The sequence below is a fragment of the Naasia aerilata genome (assembly GCF_030296595.1).
GTDB classification, from domain to species: Bacteria; Actinomycetota; Actinomycetes; order Actinomycetales; family Microbacteriaceae; genus Naasia; species Naasia aerilata.
Window position 1 is genome coordinate 443,804 of record NZ_AP027731.1, and the last position, 15,546, is coordinate 459,349.

The 15,546-nt window shown below is 71.3% G+C and carries 20 protein-coding genes; 11 read left to right on the forward strand and 9 right to left on the reverse strand.

Features of this window, described 5'->3' with window-relative positions; genetic code table 11:
- Positions 1-35 precede the first annotated feature (35 nt).
- Both QUE51_RS02405 and QUE51_RS02410 read right to left on the reverse strand, forming a co-directional pair.
- Positions 36-1,442, reverse strand: coding sequence for a pyridoxal phosphate-dependent decarboxylase family protein (locus QUE51_RS02405; RefSeq protein ID WP_350226707.1), 1,407 nt, complete (start codon positions 1,440-1,442; stop codon positions 36-38).
- The gene (locus QUE51_RS02410) at positions 1,439-2,815 is read right to left on the reverse strand and encodes an MFS transporter (protein ID WP_286278033.1); all 1,377 of its coding nucleotides are present in this window, start codon (positions 2,813-2,815) and stop codon (positions 1,439-1,441) included. Before QUE51_RS02410 ends, QUE51_RS02405 begins: the two co-directional genes overlap by 4 nt.
- A 74-nt stretch (positions 2,816-2,889) precedes the next feature.
- On the opposite strand from QUE51_RS02410, the gene QUE51_RS02415 reads away from it, so the two are divergent.
- Positions 2,890-3,339, forward strand: a complete 450-nt coding sequence (locus tag QUE51_RS02415; RefSeq protein WP_286278034.1) for a DUF6194 family protein — start codon at positions 2,890-2,892, stop codon at positions 3,337-3,339.
- A 1-nt stretch (position 3,340) separates the two neighbouring features.
- On the opposite strand, the gene QUE51_RS02420 is transcribed toward QUE51_RS02415, so the two are convergent.
- A complete protein-coding gene (locus tag QUE51_RS02420) occupies positions 3,341-3,691 on the reverse strand; it encodes a twin-arginine translocase TatA/TatE family subunit (RefSeq protein WP_286278035.1) in 351 nt (116 codons plus the stop codon).
- A 75-nt stretch (positions 3,692-3,766) separates the two neighbouring features.
- Here QUE51_RS02420 and QUE51_RS02425 point away from each other — a divergent pair, with 75 nt between their 5' ends.
- Positions 3,767-4,393 (forward strand): O-methyltransferase, encoded by a 627-nt coding sequence (locus tag QUE51_RS02425; RefSeq protein WP_286278036.1) that lies wholly within the window; start codon positions 3,767-3,769, stop codon positions 4,391-4,393.
- Between the two features lie 6 nt (positions 4,394-4,399).
- On the opposite strand, the gene QUE51_RS02430 is transcribed toward QUE51_RS02425, so the two are convergent.
- Positions 4,400-4,573, reverse strand: coding sequence for a DUF3117 domain-containing protein (locus QUE51_RS02430; RefSeq protein ID WP_286278037.1), 174 nt, complete (start codon positions 4,571-4,573; stop codon positions 4,400-4,402).
- A 290-nt stretch (positions 4,574-4,863) separates the two neighbouring features.
- Here QUE51_RS02430 and QUE51_RS02435 point away from each other — a divergent pair, with 290 nt between their 5' ends.
- The 6 genes from QUE51_RS02435 to QUE51_RS02460 all read left to right on the forward strand — a co-directional run bounded on the left by QUE51_RS02435 (position 4,864) and on the right by QUE51_RS02460 (position 7,524).
- Entirely contained in the window at positions 4,864-5,094 is a 231-nt protein-coding gene (locus tag QUE51_RS02435) for a cupin domain-containing protein (RefSeq protein ID WP_286278038.1), read from the forward strand.
- 138 nt (positions 5,095-5,232) lie between these two features.
- Entirely contained in the window at positions 5,233-5,871 is a 639-nt protein-coding gene (locus tag QUE51_RS02440) for a helix-turn-helix domain-containing protein (RefSeq protein WP_286278039.1), read from the forward strand.
- 48 nt (positions 5,872-5,919) lie between these two features.
- A complete protein-coding gene (locus QUE51_RS02445) occupies positions 5,920-6,144 on the forward strand; it encodes an alpha/beta fold hydrolase (RefSeq protein WP_286279494.1) in 225 nt (74 codons plus the stop codon).
- A 22-nt stretch (positions 6,145-6,166) separates the two neighbouring features.
- Positions 6,167-6,733 carry an alpha/beta fold hydrolase gene (locus QUE51_RS02450; RefSeq protein ID WP_286279227.1) on the forward strand — a complete coding sequence of 189 codons (567 nt, stop codon included), beginning with the start codon at positions 6,167-6,169 and terminating at the stop codon, positions 6,731-6,733.
- Position 6,734: 1 nt separating this feature from the next.
- The gene (locus QUE51_RS02455) at positions 6,735-7,301 is read left to right on the forward strand and encodes a dihydrofolate reductase family protein (protein ID WP_286278040.1); all 567 of its coding nucleotides are present in this window, start codon (positions 6,735-6,737) and stop codon (positions 7,299-7,301) included.
- A 97-nt stretch (positions 7,302-7,398) separates the two neighbouring features.
- Positions 7,399-7,524: a hypothetical protein gene (locus QUE51_RS02460; protein WP_286278041.1), complete on the forward strand. Its 126-nt coding sequence runs from the start codon at positions 7,399-7,401 to the stop codon at positions 7,522-7,524.
- A gap of 402 nt (positions 7,525-7,926) precedes the next feature.
- On the opposite strand, the gene QUE51_RS02465 is transcribed toward QUE51_RS02460, so the two are convergent.
- Together QUE51_RS02465 and dapE are read right to left on the reverse strand one after the other, a co-directional pair.
- On the reverse strand, positions 7,927-8,661 hold the full coding sequence (locus QUE51_RS02465) for a glycosyltransferase family 39 protein (RefSeq protein ID WP_286278042.1): 735 nt from the start codon (positions 8,659-8,661) through the stop codon (positions 7,927-7,929).
- Complete coding sequence (gene dapE / locus QUE51_RS02470; RefSeq protein WP_286278043.1) at positions 8,637-9,719, reverse strand: succinyl-diaminopimelate desuccinylase; 1,083 nt, start codon at positions 9,717-9,719, stop codon at positions 8,637-8,639. Before dapE ends, QUE51_RS02465 begins: the two co-directional genes overlap by 25 nt.
- Before the next feature lie 159 nt (positions 9,720-9,878).
- Between dapE and dapD the strand changes: the two genes are divergently transcribed.
- Positions 9,879-10,841, forward strand: a complete 963-nt coding sequence (gene dapD / locus QUE51_RS02475; RefSeq protein ID WP_286278044.1) for a 2,3,4,5-tetrahydropyridine-2,6-dicarboxylate N-succinyltransferase — start codon at positions 9,879-9,881, stop codon at positions 10,839-10,841.
- A 198-nt stretch (positions 10,842-11,039) separates the two neighbouring features.
- On the opposite strand, the gene QUE51_RS02480 is transcribed toward dapD, so the two are convergent.
- From QUE51_RS02480 to QUE51_RS02490, 3 genes are all read right to left on the reverse strand, one after another.
- Positions 11,040-12,350 carry a citrate synthase gene (locus tag QUE51_RS02480; protein ID WP_434017234.1) on the reverse strand — a complete coding sequence of 437 codons (1,311 nt, stop codon included), beginning with the start codon at positions 12,348-12,350 and terminating at the stop codon, positions 11,040-11,042.
- A 126-nt stretch (positions 12,351-12,476) separates the two neighbouring features.
- Positions 12,477-12,794: a ferredoxin gene (gene fdxA / locus QUE51_RS02485; RefSeq protein ID WP_286278045.1), complete on the reverse strand. Its 318-nt coding sequence runs from the start codon at positions 12,792-12,794 to the stop codon at positions 12,477-12,479.
- Complete coding sequence (locus QUE51_RS02490) at positions 12,791-13,240, reverse strand: DUF6113 family protein (protein WP_286278046.1); 450 nt, start codon at positions 13,238-13,240, stop codon at positions 12,791-12,793. Before QUE51_RS02490 ends, fdxA begins: the two co-directional genes overlap by 4 nt.
- Before the next feature lie 132 nt (positions 13,241-13,372).
- Here QUE51_RS02490 and efeU point away from each other — a divergent pair, with 132 nt between their 5' ends.
- Positions 13,373-14,224 (forward strand): iron uptake transporter permease EfeU, encoded by an 852-nt coding sequence (gene efeU / locus QUE51_RS02495; RefSeq protein WP_286278047.1) that lies wholly within the window; start codon positions 13,373-13,375, stop codon positions 14,222-14,224.
- A gap of 23 nt (positions 14,225-14,247) precedes the next feature.
- The gene (efeO, locus tag QUE51_RS02500; RefSeq protein ID WP_286278048.1) at positions 14,248-15,447 is read left to right on the forward strand and encodes an iron uptake system protein EfeO; all 1,200 of its coding nucleotides are present in this window, start codon (positions 14,248-14,250) and stop codon (positions 15,445-15,447) included.
- The last annotated feature ends 99 nt before the right edge of the window (positions 15,448-15,546 follow it).

Here is a 15,546-nt window from a genome sequence, read left to right on the forward strand (position 1 = left end):
CGGTCTCCGGATACGGAGAGTCCGAAACGATGCGGCTAGGGCTCGATCAGGCGGGCGAGGAGCTCGATCAGCAGCTGCTCCGTGCGCTCCGGCGGCAGCCCCTCGACGAGGGCGAGCAGTGGCGCCAGGCTCTCCGGCAGGGGCCCGTCGAGGACGGCCGTCACGTCACCGCCCAGCGCCGCGATCGCCTCCATCGGGGCGACCTGCGGGATGCCCCGCACGAGGTCCGCGCCCGCGCGCAGCGCATCCTGGAGCTCGGGCAGGACCTGCGCCGTGACCGGCGTCACCGTGAGGTGGGTCGTATGCGGCAGCCGGACGCCGTCCTCCTGGACCAGGCCCGGCTGCAACTGCAGCTGCCACCCCAGGCCGCGCAGCGCGTCCGCCCAGTGGTGCGGATCGACCCGCGCATCCGGATGTGCGGAGTCGTCGGCGGCGACCGCGAACAGCGGACCGGCCGGGGTGCCCACCACCCGCAGTCCCTCGATTTCCGTGACCGTGTCGACGAGCGACCGCGTGGCCTCGAGCGCCGTGCGGGCCAGGGCGCCGAGGCCGTCGACCCCGAGCGCCTGGACGATGGCCCAGGCCGCGGCCGCCGGCCCCGCGGAGCGCGAGCCGAGCATCGTGGGGTTCACGACCGGGTAGCCGGGCCACCGGGTGGTCGCGAAGTACTGGGCGCGCAGCCGGTCCGCGCCGCGGTGCAGCAGGACGCTCACGCCCTTGGGCGCGTAGCCGTACTTGTGCAGGTCTGCCGAGAGGCTGGTGACGCCGGGGACGCGCAGGTCCCAGTCGGGCAGGCCCTCCGCGAACGGCAGCACGAGTCCGCCGATGCAGGCGTCGACGTGCAGCGGGACGCCCGCGTCCGCGCACGCCGCGGCGACCGGGCGCACCGGATCCAGGGTTGCGAAGGGGTAGGACGGGGCCGACACGACCGCGAGAGCGACGTCGGACCCCAGGCGCGCGATGACCGCGTCGGCCGTCGGCGCCCCGGTGAGGGGATCCACGGGCACCAGGTCGAGCTCGAGCCCGAAGTAGGACGCGGCCTTGTGGAAGGCGGCATGCACCGTGACCGGGGCCAGGAGGCGCGGCGTGCCGGTGCCGCCGGCCGCGCGCCAGAGATCGCGCGCCGTCTTCACCGCGGGCAGACAGCTCTCGGTGCCGCCCGAGGTGATCGTGCCGACGACCTCCTCGTCTCCGCCCAGGAGGTCGCGGGCGAACCGGACGAGGTCGCGCTCGATCGCGGCGACGGAGCCGAAGGTGGTCGGGTCGAGCCCGTTCACGGGCTGCATGATGCGGATCGCCCGGGCGGCCAGCTCGTCGAGCTCGGCCGACCCCGGGTCGTAGACATAGCTGAGCACGTGCCCGCCATGGGTCGGAGCGTCCCCAGTCCGGTAGGAGCGGAGACGCTCGAGTGCGGCCTCCGCCGCCTCCCCCAGCTCGGTCACGCGGCCGCTCCTTCCCGGGCGCTCTCTCCCGCGTCGATGTCCGCCCGGCGCAGCCGGTACCGGGAGATCGGCACCAGGCTCAGCGCCACGAGCACCGCCGGGACGATGCTGAAGCTGACGACGATCCCGGTGACCGCGGCGGGGCTCTGCGTGACGGTCTCGCCGGCGACCCGCTCCGCGTATCCGGTCGCGGCGAGCACCAGGGTGAGCGCGGTCGAGCCGAGGGCCATGCCGGTCGTCTCCCCCGCCGTCCACACGCCGCCGAAGGCGCCCGCTGCGCCCGGACCGGCCGCGCGGGCGTCGTCCGAGATGACGTCGGGCAGCATCGCCATCGGCAGCGACTGGAGTCCCGCGTAGGCCGCGCCGGCCACGCCCACCGGCAGGTACACCCAGGGCCCGGGTGCCACCGCGAGCACCAGGAGGCTCGCCGCCGCGACCGCGAAGATCACCGAGGCGATCCCGAAGGCTCGCTCCTTGCCGATCCGCCGCGCGACCGCGCCCCACACGGGCGCGAAGACCAGTGCGGGCGCGATGAGGGCGAGGAAGAGGAGCGTGACCGCATCCTCGGAACGCAGCACGTAGGTCGCGACGTACTGGGCGCCCGCGAGCATCATCCCGGTCGCGAGGCCCTGCAGGGCGAACGCGGCGAGGAGGGCCCGGAAGGGCCGGCTCCGGCGGAGGACGTCGAGCCCCGCCCGGTAGCCGGCCGCGATGCCGGCCCGGCGGCCGCTGTCGGCACGCACTCCGCGCGGCACCACCCGGGTGGAGAGCAGCATGCCGACGCCGAGCAGCACGCCCGACACGATCGCCATGATCAGGTAGCCCGTGCGCGGGTCCGCCGCGGCCCCACGGAGTGCCGGTCCGCCCGCGCCGAAGAGGACGATCGCGAAGGTCAGGACGACCACGCGCCAGGTGAGGAGGCGCGTGCGCTCGTGGTATCCCCGCGTGAGCTCGGCGGGCAGCGCGATGTACGGCACCTGGAAGAGGCTGAACGCGGTCGCGGCCGCGAGGAAGGCGAGAAGCACCCAGAGGCCCGAGCCGAGCGTGCCGATGCCGGCCGGCACGGCGAAGGTGAGCGCGAACAGCACCGGGATGGCCGCCCCGCCGATCACCATCACGCGCCGCCGAGATCCGGTGCGAGCGAGGTCGGTGTCGCTGACCGCGCCGATGACCGGGTCGATCACGATGTCCCAGATCTTGGCGACCGTCACCAGGATGCCGGCCGCGAGTGCCGCGACGCCCAGGGTGTCGGTCAGGTAGTAGACGAGGACGAGGCCGGGAAGGGTGCTGAACCCGCCCGTGGCCAGTGAGCCGATCGCGTAGCCGGCGATCGTGCGGGCCGGCAGGCGCTCGGCGGGGACGACATCGGCCATGGCCGCAGTGTATCGGCGCATCCGGTGCCGGTTCCGGCGCCCATCGGCCGGCGGCCGAAGTCCACACTGGAGGCATGAGCTGGGAGCGCATCCTCGAGACGATCCGGAGCTTCGACGGAGTGCTGGAGCTCGCCCCCTCTGCCGGGAGCGAGTACCCGGAGATCGCCTGGGGCGATCACTTCTTCTACTACGCGCCGGATGGGGAGGTCCCGCAGAACAGGCAGCCCTTCGCCACCATCGTCACGAAGGACTACCCCGGCGACGACGCCTCGCGCCTCGATCCTGGCGGGCGATGGCGGCTCAACGTCCACGTCGGCTCCCGCCGATCCGCTGAGCTTCTGCAGGAGCCCGCCGCGGCCGAGAGGGACTTCGGCGAGACCGACGCGATCCTGCCGCATCCGGTGTACGGATCCCTCGGCTGGATCGCCGTCGTCGATCCCGGACCGCGGACGCTCGAGACGGTGCTCTCCCTGCTGGAGAACGCGTGGGCCGATGACCGCGCCCGCGTCGAGCGCCGCGGATGAGCTAGGTCGCCTCGGCGTCGAAGGGTGCGGCGGCGCTGGGATCGAGGCGCGGGCGACTCGGCGGCGGGGCGGGGCGCACGGGGCGGACCTGCTGCTGCTCGTCCTCGAGCAGCGCCTCGCGGATGATGCGGCGAGGGTCGTACTGCCGCGGATCGAGCTTCTTCCAGTCGACCTCGTCGAACTCCGGACCCATCTCGTCGCGCATGCGCGTCTTCGCGCCGTCGGCGAAGCTCTTCACCGACCGGACGAGGCGCGCGAGCTGCGCCGCATAGCGCGGAAGCCGCTCCGGACCCACGATCAGGACGGCCAGAACCCCGATGAGCAGCAGCTTCTCGAAGGTCAAGCCGAACATGCCATCACCCTAGCCGCGCGCGCTGGGCGAGGGCTCCGGCCGGGAGAGCCCGGGGCGCATAGGGTTGGGGGCGATATGACTGAGAAGGACGCGAACTGGAAGTTCGCCGACGACTACGTGGTGGAACCCGACGCCATCCTGCTGGCCCGCGAGCACTCCCTGGAGCTCGGGGTGGACGCCGTCTCGCCCGCCGTGGGCGCCCAGCTGGCCGTGCTCGCGGCGACCCTCAAGGCGCGCTCGATCGTCGAGATCGGCACGGGCACCGGGGTCTCGGGGCTGTGGATGCTGACGGGCGCGCCGACGGCCACCCTCACTTCGATCGACAGCGAGCCCGACCACCAGGCCGCGGCCCGTGCGGCGTTCGCCGAGGCGGGGGTCGCGACGAGCCGCTTCCGGCTCATCTCCGGGCGCGCTCAGGACGTGCTGCCCCGCATGAACGAGGAGTCCTACGACCTGGTGCTCATCGACGCCGATCCGCGCAGCGTGATCGAGTACGTCGAGCACGGCCTCCGGCTGGTCCGTCGGGGCGGGCTCGTGCTCGTCGCCAACGCGCTCTGGCACGGCGACGTGGCGAACCCGGTGCGGAGAGACGCGGTCTCCACCGCATTCCGCACCGTGCTCGAGGAGATCGGGACCTCCCCCGCCGTGCTCAGCACGCTGTCGCCCGCGGGCGGAGGCCTCCTGCAGCTCGTCCGGCTGTGACCGCCGTCAGCTGACGCCGACGACGGCGCCCAGCGCGGCGTGCAGCTCCCGGGCCTCGGCGTCGTTCACGGAGACGACCAGACGGCCGCCACCCTCGAGCGGCACGCGCACGATGATGAGGCGACCTTCCTTGACGGCCTCCATCGGCCCGTCTCCGGTTCTCGGCTTCATTGCGGCCATCGAGTTGCCCCTTTCGGCAGGTTCGACTCCATTATCCCGTAGGGCGCGGACATGCGCCAAAACAGCGGCGTGGGAACGGTCCCAGGGGCGTCCGCGATCCTGCCCGGAAGGGCGGTCGCACGCGTGAGCTGGAGCCGGCAGGCTTTCGTGGGCCGGCTGAGCGGGGATATGTCGAGCCTCGCATCCACAATGGACGTCATGACAGTCAAGGTGATTGATCTGCCCTTCGACAGAGACCTCGAGGGGTCCTCTCGGGCGCCGAGATCTCGATCATCCAGGAGTACACCGACGTGGTCGGCTCGGGGCCGCGGCTGCACCGCCACCCGTACAGCGAGACCTTCATCGTCCGACGGGGCGAGGCGCTGTTCACCGCGGGCGATGAGCAGGTGGTGCTCGCGGGTGCGCAGGTGCTCGTCGTACCGGCGTCCGTGCCGCACAAGTTCGAGGTGCTGGACCGCGGCTTCTTCGAGTCGGTGCATATCCACGCGAACGACCGCTTCGTGACGGAGTGGCTGGAGTGATCACGCTTCCAGGGCGGCCCTACCGCAGCTGTCCCGGACGGGCGTAGGGCCTGCATGCCGATCGAGAGTGAGGACCGCGCGTCCGATTCGGCCTACGTTCTTCGCGTCTGGCGAGGCCGAGCGTCAGGGACCGAGACGATGACGTCGATCGCGACGTCCAACTGGGAGCTCGTGTTCTGGGAGGAGGACGGCGTAGTGCACGCCGCTGCTCGCGGACCCGAGACGGCAGCATCGGAGGCGAAACTCTCCGGGGACTCGGCTTCGTTCGGGATCACGTTCGCGCATGGCGCATGGATGCCGCACCTGCCGGTCGCAGGGATCGTCGACGGCGGAGTCGAGAGCGTCCACGCGACCGCGCGCTCGTTCGTGCTCGCCGGGGAGCAGTGGGAACTGCCCGACTTCGACAATGCCGAGCAGTTCGTCGAGAAGCTCGTGCGGGCCGCGCTGCTCGTGCGCGACCCTCTCGTCGACGAGGTGGTGTGGGGCGGCGCAGCGCGTGTCGGATCGCGTTCGGTGCAGCGGCGCGTCGCGGGAGCGACAGGCCTGACGCAGGGAGCGATCCGCCAGATCGACCGAGCGCGAGAAGCAGCGATCCTCATCGCTGCAGGGGTGCCGGCCCTCGATGTCGTCCACCGGCTCGGCTACTACGACCAGCCCCACCTGGCGCGCGCGCTGCAGCGCTACATCGGGCGCACGGCGACCCAGTTGCGGAACCCGCAGGGGCAGTCGGATGCCCTGTCGCTTCTGTACAAGAGGGAAGAGCCAGGCGTTTCCTAACGTGGGTGCGTCGCGGTGGGAGCCACCCGGCGAACGAAAGGAGACGAATTGCTTCAGGGCACTGTTGCGTCGGCCGACGGCACCACCATCGCGTACTCGGCGTGGGGTGACGGCGACCCGCTCATCATCGTCGACGGCGCGACCGCGTACCGCGCGGTCACCCCGGAGAACGAGAAGGTCGGCGAACTGCTCGCTGACTCATTCCGCGTCATCACCTACGACCGCCGCGGACGCGGAGAGCGGAGACACCGCCCCCTACGCGGTCGAGCGTGAGTTCGAGGATCTGGCTGCGATCATCGCGGGCCCCGGCGAGGGCCGCCCTGCCACCGTGTTCGCCTGGTCGTCGGGAGGGTTCCTTGCGCTGAACTCCGCACAGGCCGGAATCCCGATCGCACGACTCGCCCTGTTCGAGCCCCCAGCCGTCGCCGATGACGCCCGTCCTCCCCTGCCCGACGACTACGTGCGACGCCTGGAGGCGGCGATCGCCGCAGGCCGGCCCGGCGATGCGGCCGAGCTCTTCCTCACCGCGGCCGTGCTCATGCCGCCCGAGTTCGTCAGCGGCATGCGCGCGAGCGAGATGTGGCCGGGCCTGGAGGCAGTCGCTCCGACGATCTCCTACGACGGGCGGCAGGTGGGAGACGCGATGGCGGGGAAGCCACTCAGTGCCGACCGCTGGAACCGCATCAGCATCCCGGTTCTGGTGATGTACGGCGAGAGCACGTGGCCCTTCCTGGCTGCGGGCGCGAAGGCCGTCGCCGATCTGCTGCCCACCGCGACGCTCAGGCCGGTACCCGGAGAGAACCACTCCGCCACGGCAGATGTGCTCGCGCCCGCGCTCCGCGCATTCATCGGGGAGGCGTGACATGGGCCGTATCGTCGTGACCGAGTTCATCTCGCTCGACGGCGTGGTGGAGGCGCCCGGCGGTTCCGACTTCAAATACCCGAACTGGAGCTTCGCGTTCGATCGGGGAGCTGACGGCGAGCGGTACAAGGAGGAGGAGGCGCTCGGCGCATCCGCCCTGCTGCTGGGCCGCACCACGTACGAGGGGTTCGCCGGTGCGTGGCCGCACTACGAAGGGCGGTTGGCGGACAAGTACAACGGCATGCCCAAGTACGTCGTCTCGAGCACCCTCACCCGGCCGGTCTGGAACAACACCACCGTGCTGGCGGGCGCTCTCCCGGATGCGGTCGGTCGCCTGAAAGCTGAGATCGACGGCGACATCTCGGTTGCGGGCAGCATCAGTCTCGTGCGGGCGATGCTTGCCCTCGACCTGGTCGACGAGATCCACCTGATGCAGTTCCCGGTGATCCTCGGCCATGGCACGCGCCTCTGGGGCGAGACGCCCGACAAGACCGACTGGGCCCTCACGAGGTCCACTGTCTTCGGGGATGGTGTGCTCGTCACCGAAGTGCGCCGAGGGCGTTCGTAGCTGGACCATGGCGCAACGGCGAAGCCTCGGCCGGCACGGTGCTGACCGGAGCTTTCGCCTTGTCGGGCCGTGAGGGGCTCGAGCCACGCGCCTGCGCGTGAGCTGCCGGCAGAGTGAACACGCGGGTCAGGGCACCGACCAGTACGACGAGACGGGACCCCAGGTGGCCCACAGCCAGCCGAACTGGAGCGCCAGCGAGACCACGACGATCGAGATGCGGTAGGCGGTCGATCGGGGCTGGGCGATCGCCCCGGCGAGGGGAACATCGGCACCAGCAGCCGGAAGGTGCTCGACTGCGGGAAGAACACCGCGAGCAGGTAGAGGGCGTAACTGCCCACCCAGGCGACCATCTCCGGTCCCAGCCGCCGGACGGCCGGGTGGAACAGCAGCGCGCCGAACGCGGCCACGACGAGCACCACGACGATCGCGCCGAGCGGCGAGCCGAACCAGAGCGAGAACGCCTGGAACCATGGCGCGAACGGCACGAGGTGCTGGTAGCCGATGACGGGTGCGCGCCAGGCGAGCTCGGTGTCGGTGTACGCCGTCATCGAGCCGGTGACCAGCCAGGCGATGCCGGCCCAGGCGAGTCCCATGATCCCGCTGAACACCGCGAGGCCGCCCGCGATCAGCTGCTCTCTCCGGGGAAGGGATCCCGGTCCCGCATGCGGAAGCGCACGAGCCAGTAGATGGAGAGCGCGAGAGCGAAGGCGAGCCCCGATGGGCGGGTGAGCGCCATGACCGCCGTGACCGGGAACAGCCACAGCCAGCGGCGCTGCGTCAGCAGGTAGAGGGCGAGCACGAGGAGGAAGGTGTGCATCGCCTCCGCGTAGGCCATCTGGAAGATGAAGGACAGCGGCGCGACGGAGAAGAGCACGACCGCGAAGAACGCCTGGTCCTCCGCGAGCCGGAGCAGGAACAGCCGGTACAGCAGCAGCGCGGCGCCGAAGCCGAACAGCAGGGAGACGAGGAAGGCGGCGGCCGGCCAGAAGGTCCCCGTGACGGCCGCGAGGCCGGACACGAACCAGGGGTAGACCGGCATGAAGGCCCACTGGTTCTCGGCGACGTGGCCGGCGGCATCCAGTGGCAGCTGGTGGGGATAGCCGACCGCGGCGATGTACCAGTACCAGTAGCCGTCCCAGAGCGCCGTGTAGGAGAAGAAGTCGGGGTTGGCGCCCGCGCGGGACTGCGGCGTCAGCTGCGTGGCCGTGAGCGCGAGCGCGATCGTCGTCAGGACGCGGGCCGCGGCGTAGACGAGCACCACGCGGACCCACCACGGCGTCCGCTGCCAGAGGGAGGCCTCGCGGGGCTCCGGTGGGGAGACCGCCGGCGCCCGGGTCAGCTCGCCGAGCCCGTCAGCCACGCCCGGAGCCCCCGCTCGCAGTCCGTGATCTGCGCGAGCGGCACCCGCTCGTCGTCGGCGTGCGCCTTGATGGGGTCGCCGGGCCCGTAGTTCACCGCGGGGACGCCGAGCCGCGAGAAGCGCGCGACGTCGGTCCAGCCGTACTTCGGCATCGGAGTGCCGCCGACCGCGGCGACGAAGTGCTGCGCGATGGGGGCGTCGAGGCCGGGCCGGGCGCCGGCGGCGAGGTCCACGATCTCCACCTCGAAGCCGCTGAACAGCTCGTGAATGTGGGCCACCGCCTCCTCGGCGCTCCGGCTGGGCGCGAACCGGTAGTTGATATGCACCATGCACTCGTCGGGGATGATGTTGCCCGCGATGCCGCCGGTGATGCCGACCGCGTTGAGGCCCTCGCGGTACACGAGCCCGTCGACCTCGACGTTGCGCGGCTCGTAGGCGGCGAGGATGTCGAGGATCGGCGCCGCCTTGTGGATCGCGTTGTCGCCGACCCAGGCTCGCGCCGAGTGCGCGCGGAGGCCACGGGTGCGGATCTCGGCGCGGAGGTTGCCGTTGCAGCCGCCCTCGATCTCGGAGCGGGTGGGCTCGCCGAGGATCGCGAAGTCGGCCGCGAGCAGCTCCGGGTTCGACTGGGAGAGCCGGTTGAGCCCGTTCTTCGCCTCCGACACCTCCTCGTGGTCGTACCAGATCCAGGTGATGTCGGCGACCGGCTCGGCGAGCTCGGCCGCCAGCTTGAGCTGTACGGCGACGCCGGCCTTCATGTCGACGGTGCCGCGGCCCCAGAGGTAGTCGACCCCGTCGATCGTCTCGAAGCGCGTGGGGAGGTTGTTGTTGAGCGGCACCGTGTCGATGTGGCCGGCGATGACGACGCGCTGCTCGCGGCCGAGCGTGGTGCGGGCCACGATCGTGTCGCCGTGGCGGGACACCGTGAGGTGCGGAACGGCCCGCGCCGCCTCCTCGATGAGGTCCGCGAGCGGCCCCTCTCGATCCGACACCGACTCGATGTCGCAGATCGCCCGGGTCAGGTCGATCGACGAGGCGGTGAGGTCGAGCGGCGGCATGGGTTCACCCTACCCAGGGCCCCTATCAGGAGGCGGCGGCCCCGCCGTCCCCGCAGCACGTTCCGGCCCGGAGTGCGCGTTGCGCCGTACCTTCCGGGCCGGAACGTACCGGGTGACGGGACCCGCGCTGGGCACGGGCCCGGTCGATACCCTGGAGGCATGTCGAAGGATGCACGGCTCGCCTGGGGATACGGACTCGCCACGATCGCCTCGGACGGCACCGTGCTCGACACCTGGTACCCCGAGCCGAAGCTCGGCCCGTTCCCGGCCGGGCGCGAGCGCTGGATCCAGCCCGCAGCACTCGAGGAGCAGGCGGGTCCGGACCCGATGCGCGAGGTCCGCGTGGAGGCGGTGACCGTCGACCTCCACCTCGACCGGGCCCCGGCATCCACGCAGGACGCGTACCTGCGCCTGCACCTGCTCTCGCACCTCCTGGTCCGCCCGAACGAGATCAACCTCGACGGGATCTTCGCCCACCTCCCCAACGTGGCGTGGACGACGGCGGGCCCGATGCATCCGGATGCCGTGGAGCGCCGGCGCCGGGTGCTGCTGAGGAACGGCATCCAGGTGCAGGGCATCGACCGCTTCCCGCGCCTCACCGACTACGTGACGCCGCCGCGCGTGCGCATCGCCGACGCCTCCCGGGTGCGGCTGGGCGCCCACCTCGCGCCCGGCACGGTCGTCATGCACGAGGGGTTCGTCAACTACAACGCGGGCACGCTCGGCACCTCGATGGTCGAGGGGCGCATCTCGCAGGGCGTCGTGGTCGGCGACGGCTCGGACATCGGCGGCGGCGCATCGATCATGGGCACGCTGTCGGGCGGCGGCACGGAGCGCGTCGTGATCGGCCAGCGCGCCCTGCTCGGCGCGAACTCGGGCGTCGGCATCTCGATCGGCGACGACTCGGTCGTCGAGGCCGGCCTCTACCTCACCGCGGGCACGAAGGTCGCGCTCGTCGGCGCCGCCCGGACGCCCGACGGGAACCTGCAGACGGTGAAGGCCCGCGAGCTCTCGGGGGTGCCGAACCTGCTGTTCCGCCGCAACTCCCTCACGGGCACGGTGGAGGCGGTTCCCCGCCAGGGCGAGGGCATCGAGCTCAACGCCGCCCTGCACACCGCCTGAGTCCGGTCGCCCCTGGCGCGGGCGGAGGGTTCCGCGGGTGAAGCCGCCACCTCGCGGGTGTAGCTGGACCCGCGGGTTGGCGGTTTCACCCGCGCAGCGCAATACGGGCCGATTCGGGCAAAGCGGGCCACCGCTTCGGCCCGGATTGCCCGATTCGGCCCGCCGTGTCGCACGGCGCGGACGCCGCGGGCGCGCAGGTCAGCGGGAGATATGGCGCTCCGGCGGGCCCACGTAGAGCTGCTGCGGGCGGCCGATCTTGGTGGCCGGGTCGTCGTTCATCTCGCGCCAGTGGGCGATCCAGCCGGGGAGCCGGCCGATCGCGAAGAGCACTGTGAACATGCGGGCCGGGAAGCCCATCGCCTTGTAGATGACGCCCGTGTAGAAGTCGACGTTGGGGTACAGCTTGCGCTGGATGAAGTAGTCGTCGGCGAGGGCGATCTGCTCCAGCTCCCGCGCGAGATCGAGCAGCGGGTCCTGGACGCCGAGTGCCTCGAGGACCTCGTCGGCGCTTTCCTTGACGAGCTTGGCGCGAGGGTCGTAGCTCTTGTAGACGCGGTGGCCGAATCCCATCAGCCGCACGCCCTCCTCCTTCTTCTTCACCCGCTCCACGAACTTGGCGACACCCTCGCCGGAGTCGCGGATCTGGCTGAGCATCTTGAGCACGGCCTCGTTGGCGCCGCCGTGCAGCGGACCGTAGAGGGCGTTGATGCCCGCGGAGACGGACGCGAAGATGTTCGCCTCGGTCGAGCCGACGAGGCGGACGGTCGAGGTGGACGCGTTCTGCTCGTGGTCCTCGTGCAGGATGAGCAGGCGGTCGAGCGCCTTCGAGAGGACAGGGTTCACCTCGTACGGCTCGGCCAGCGTGCCGAAGTTGAGGCGCAGGAAGTTGTCGACGAAGCTCAGCGAGTTGTCCGGGTACAGGAACGCCTGGCCCAGGCTCTTCTTGTGCGCGTACGCCGCGATGACGGGCAGCTTCGCGAGCAGACGGATGGTCGAGATCTCGACCTGCTCCGGGTCGTGCACGTTGAGGGAGTCCTCGTAGTAGGTCGAGAGCGCGGAGACCGCGCTGGAGAGCATCGACATCGGGTGCGCCGTGTGCGGCAGGGCGCTGAAGAACTGCTTGAGGTCCTCGTGCAGCAGCGTGTGCCGGCGGATCTTCTCGTCGAACTCCTCGAGCTGGCTCGCCGTGGGCAGCTCGCCGTAGATGAGCAGCCAGGCGGTCTCGAGGTAGGTCGACTGCTGCGCCAGCTCCTCGATCGGATACCCGCGGTAGCGCAGGATGCCCTTGTCGCCGTCGATGTAGGTGATCGCCGATCGCGTGGACGCGGTGTTCACGAAGCCCTGGTCCAGGGCGGTGTATCCGGTCTTCTTCGTCAGCGTCGACACGTCGATGCTCGACGCCCCGTCGACACTCGGGATGACCGGGAACTGCGCTTCACCGCCGGGGAAGCTGAGCGTGACACTCTGCTCATCGCCGGTGTGGCCGACTCCGCCCACAGCGCTCCTCACGAACTCTTCTCAGGGGTATTCCGCGCGCTCGTGGCGCCGGAACGGTACCGACTCAGCCTAGGGCGTGGCGCGGGCATCGGCGCACCCCGCCGATCGGGCGCCCCCGCACGAGGGCGCGCGGACCCGTCAGGCCTGGGGCGGAAGGGCGGAGACGACCGGGTGATCCTTGTGGATGACGCCCACCTTGGCGGCGCCGCCCGGCGACCCGATGTCCTGGAAGAAGTCGACGTTCGCCCGGTAGTAGTCGGACCACTGGTCGGGCAGGTCGTCCTCGTAGTAGATCGCCTCGACCGGACACACCGGCTCGCACGCTCCGCAGTCCACGCACTCGTCGGGGTGGATGTAGAGCATCCGGTCGCCCTCGTAGATGCAGTCGACCGGGCACTCGTCGATGCAGGCACGGTCCTTGACATCGACACAGGGCAGTGCGATCACGTAGGTCACTGGGCGGTTTCCTCTCCCCCGTCAGTATTCCACCCGCGCGGACCGCGCCCCGAATCGCGGGAGAGCCCGCGGGGCCAGGCCAGCACCAGCGCGCTGATCACGGCGGGTCCGAGCGTCCAGCCGTAGCCGGCGAAGTTGGCGGGCAGCAGCGCCGAGCCGCTGGGCCCGGGCAGCGCGAGGACGCCGATGGCCACGAGGATGCCGACCGCCGCAAGTCCGGCGTAGAGGCGCGAGTCGAGCGCGAGGCGCAGCCCCGCCACGAGGCAGGCGACCGCGAGGAGTGCGGCCACGAGCCCGACGGGCAGCCGAGCGCCGAGCAGCGTCCAGCCGGACTGGTGCGCGAAGGTTCCGATGACGCCTGTGGCGGCTCCCAGCACGAGGCAGGAGAGTCCGCCGACCACGCGCATCAGGAGCGAGGGCGGATCCTCTGAGACGGCCGGAAGCACGCCGCATTCTATGTCGAGCCCCTGGAGGCCCCGACCTGGACAGCGTCCGGACGGCATGTATAGGGTTCTCGGGGTAAGGATAGCCTTACCAATCTTCCGGGCCATCGTCCGCCCCTCGAGAATCGATCCCCTGTGCTCGCGAACTACCTCATCGGCCTGCGCGAAGGCCTGGAGGCCGGCCTCATCGTCGGCATCCTCGTCGCGTACGTCCGCAAGGTCGGCCGCACCGATGTGCTCCCCCGCCTCTGGGTCGGCATCGGGATCGCGATCCTCGCCTCCCTCGGCGTCGGAGCGGCGCTCACCTGGGGCCCGTACGGGCTCTCCTTCGCGGCGCAGGAGGCGCTCGGCGGCGGGCTCTCGCTCGTGGCGGTCGCCATGGTCACCTGGATGATCTTCTGGATGGCGTCGCACGCCCGCGGACTCAAGCACGAGCTGCAGTCGCGGCTCGACACGGCACTCGCCGGCGCAGGCATCGGCATCGTCCTGATCGGCACGCTCAGCGTCGGGCGCGAAGGCGTGGAGACCGCACTGTTCGTCTGGGCGACCGTGAACTCGACCGGCTCCGCGGCGCTCGGCACCGCCGGCGCCCTGCTCGGTCTGCTCACCGCGGCAGGGCTGTCCTGGCTCCTCGCGCGCGGCGTGGTCCGCATCAACCTGGGCCGCTTCTTCACCTGGACGGGCGCGTTCCTCGTCGTCATCGTCGCGGGCGTCTTCGCCTACGGGATCGGCGACCTGCAGGAGGCGGGCCTGCTGCCCGGCGGCGGTTCCGCGGCCTTCAGCCTGGCCGCCGTCGTTCCGCCCTCGTCCTGGTACGGCTCCCTGCTCGCCGGGATCTTCAACTTCACGCCGGAGCCGACCTGGGCCCAGGTGGCGGGATGGATCGCGTACCTGCTCGTGGTGGGCGGCCTCTTCGCGGCGCGGCTGCACGTGCGCCGCGCCCCCGTCCCGGCCCGCCGGCACAACCCGGCCGGCTCCCCCGCCTGAGCGCGGCCTTCTCCCGGAGACCCATGCCCCGACGTGTTCTCAGCGCCGCCCTGGCCGCGCTGGCCCTCAGCGCCGCCCTCGCGGGCTGCGTCCGCAACGATGCCGCTGCGGCGGGGATCGACGTCGCCATCAGCGATGACACCTGCGCAGTGTCGGCCAGCACGTCCCCGGCGGGCGCCGTCGAGTTCCGGCTCGAGAACACCGGGACCGACGTCAGCGAGTTCGAGATCCTGGCCGAGGACAAGCTGCGCATCGCGGGCGAGAAGGAGAACGTGACGCCGGGGCAGACGGTGTCCTACGTCGCCCAGCTCGAGCCGGGGACCTACTTCACCGGCTGCAAGTTCCAGATGGTCGGAGCCCCGATCGGGCTCACCGAGTTCACCGTCACGGGCGAGGCGTCGACGTCGGGCGACCAGGCGGCCGCGGGCGAGGCGGTCACCGGATACCTCGCCTACGTGCGCTCGCAGGTGGGCGAGCTCGTGCCCGCCGTCGCAGCCCTTGCCGACGCCTACGCCACGGGCGATGACGAGACGGCCCGCTCGCTCTTCGCGGCCGCGCGCGTGCCGTACGAGCGGATCGAGCCGACTGCCGAGGCGTTCGGCGACCTCGATCCGAAGATCGACTACCGGGAGGTGGACGCCGTCGCGGAGGGGCTCGACTGGACCGGGTTCCACCGGATCGAGAAGGACCTGTGGCCGCCGGCGGCCGGCGACCTGAACTCGGACGGGGCCGACGCCCTCGCCGGGTGGTCGCCGTCGACACCCGAGCAGCGGCGCCAGTTCGCGGACCGGCTGGTCGCCGACGTCGCCCAGCTCCAGGAGCTGGTCACCGAGGACTCCTTCTCCGTCACCCTCGCCGACATCAGCAACGGCGCGATCGCCCTGCTGGACGAGGTCGCCGTCGGGAAGATCTCCGGCGAGGAGGACTGGTGGTCGCACACCGACCTCTCCGACTTCGCCGCGAACGTCGACGGCGCCTCCGTGGCGTTCGAGCTTGTGCGCCCGCTCGCTGCCGACAGCGACGACGGCACCGAGCTGACGACGGAGATCTCAGGCCGCTTCGACGACCTGCGTGCTCTGCTCGCCGAGCACGGCTCGCTGGAGGAGGGCTTCACCTCCTACGCGGAGGTGGACGACGCGAGCCGGAAGACCCTCTCGGACGCGGTGAACGCGCTCGCGGAGCCGCTGTCCCGGCTCACCGCGACGGTGCTGGCGGCCCAGTGACGGACGCCGCAGTGACGGACGCCGCAGTGCCGGACGCCGCAGGAACGCACGCCGCACCTGGAGGCAGGCCCGCCGAGTCAGGAGGGCCCGACGGGCTTC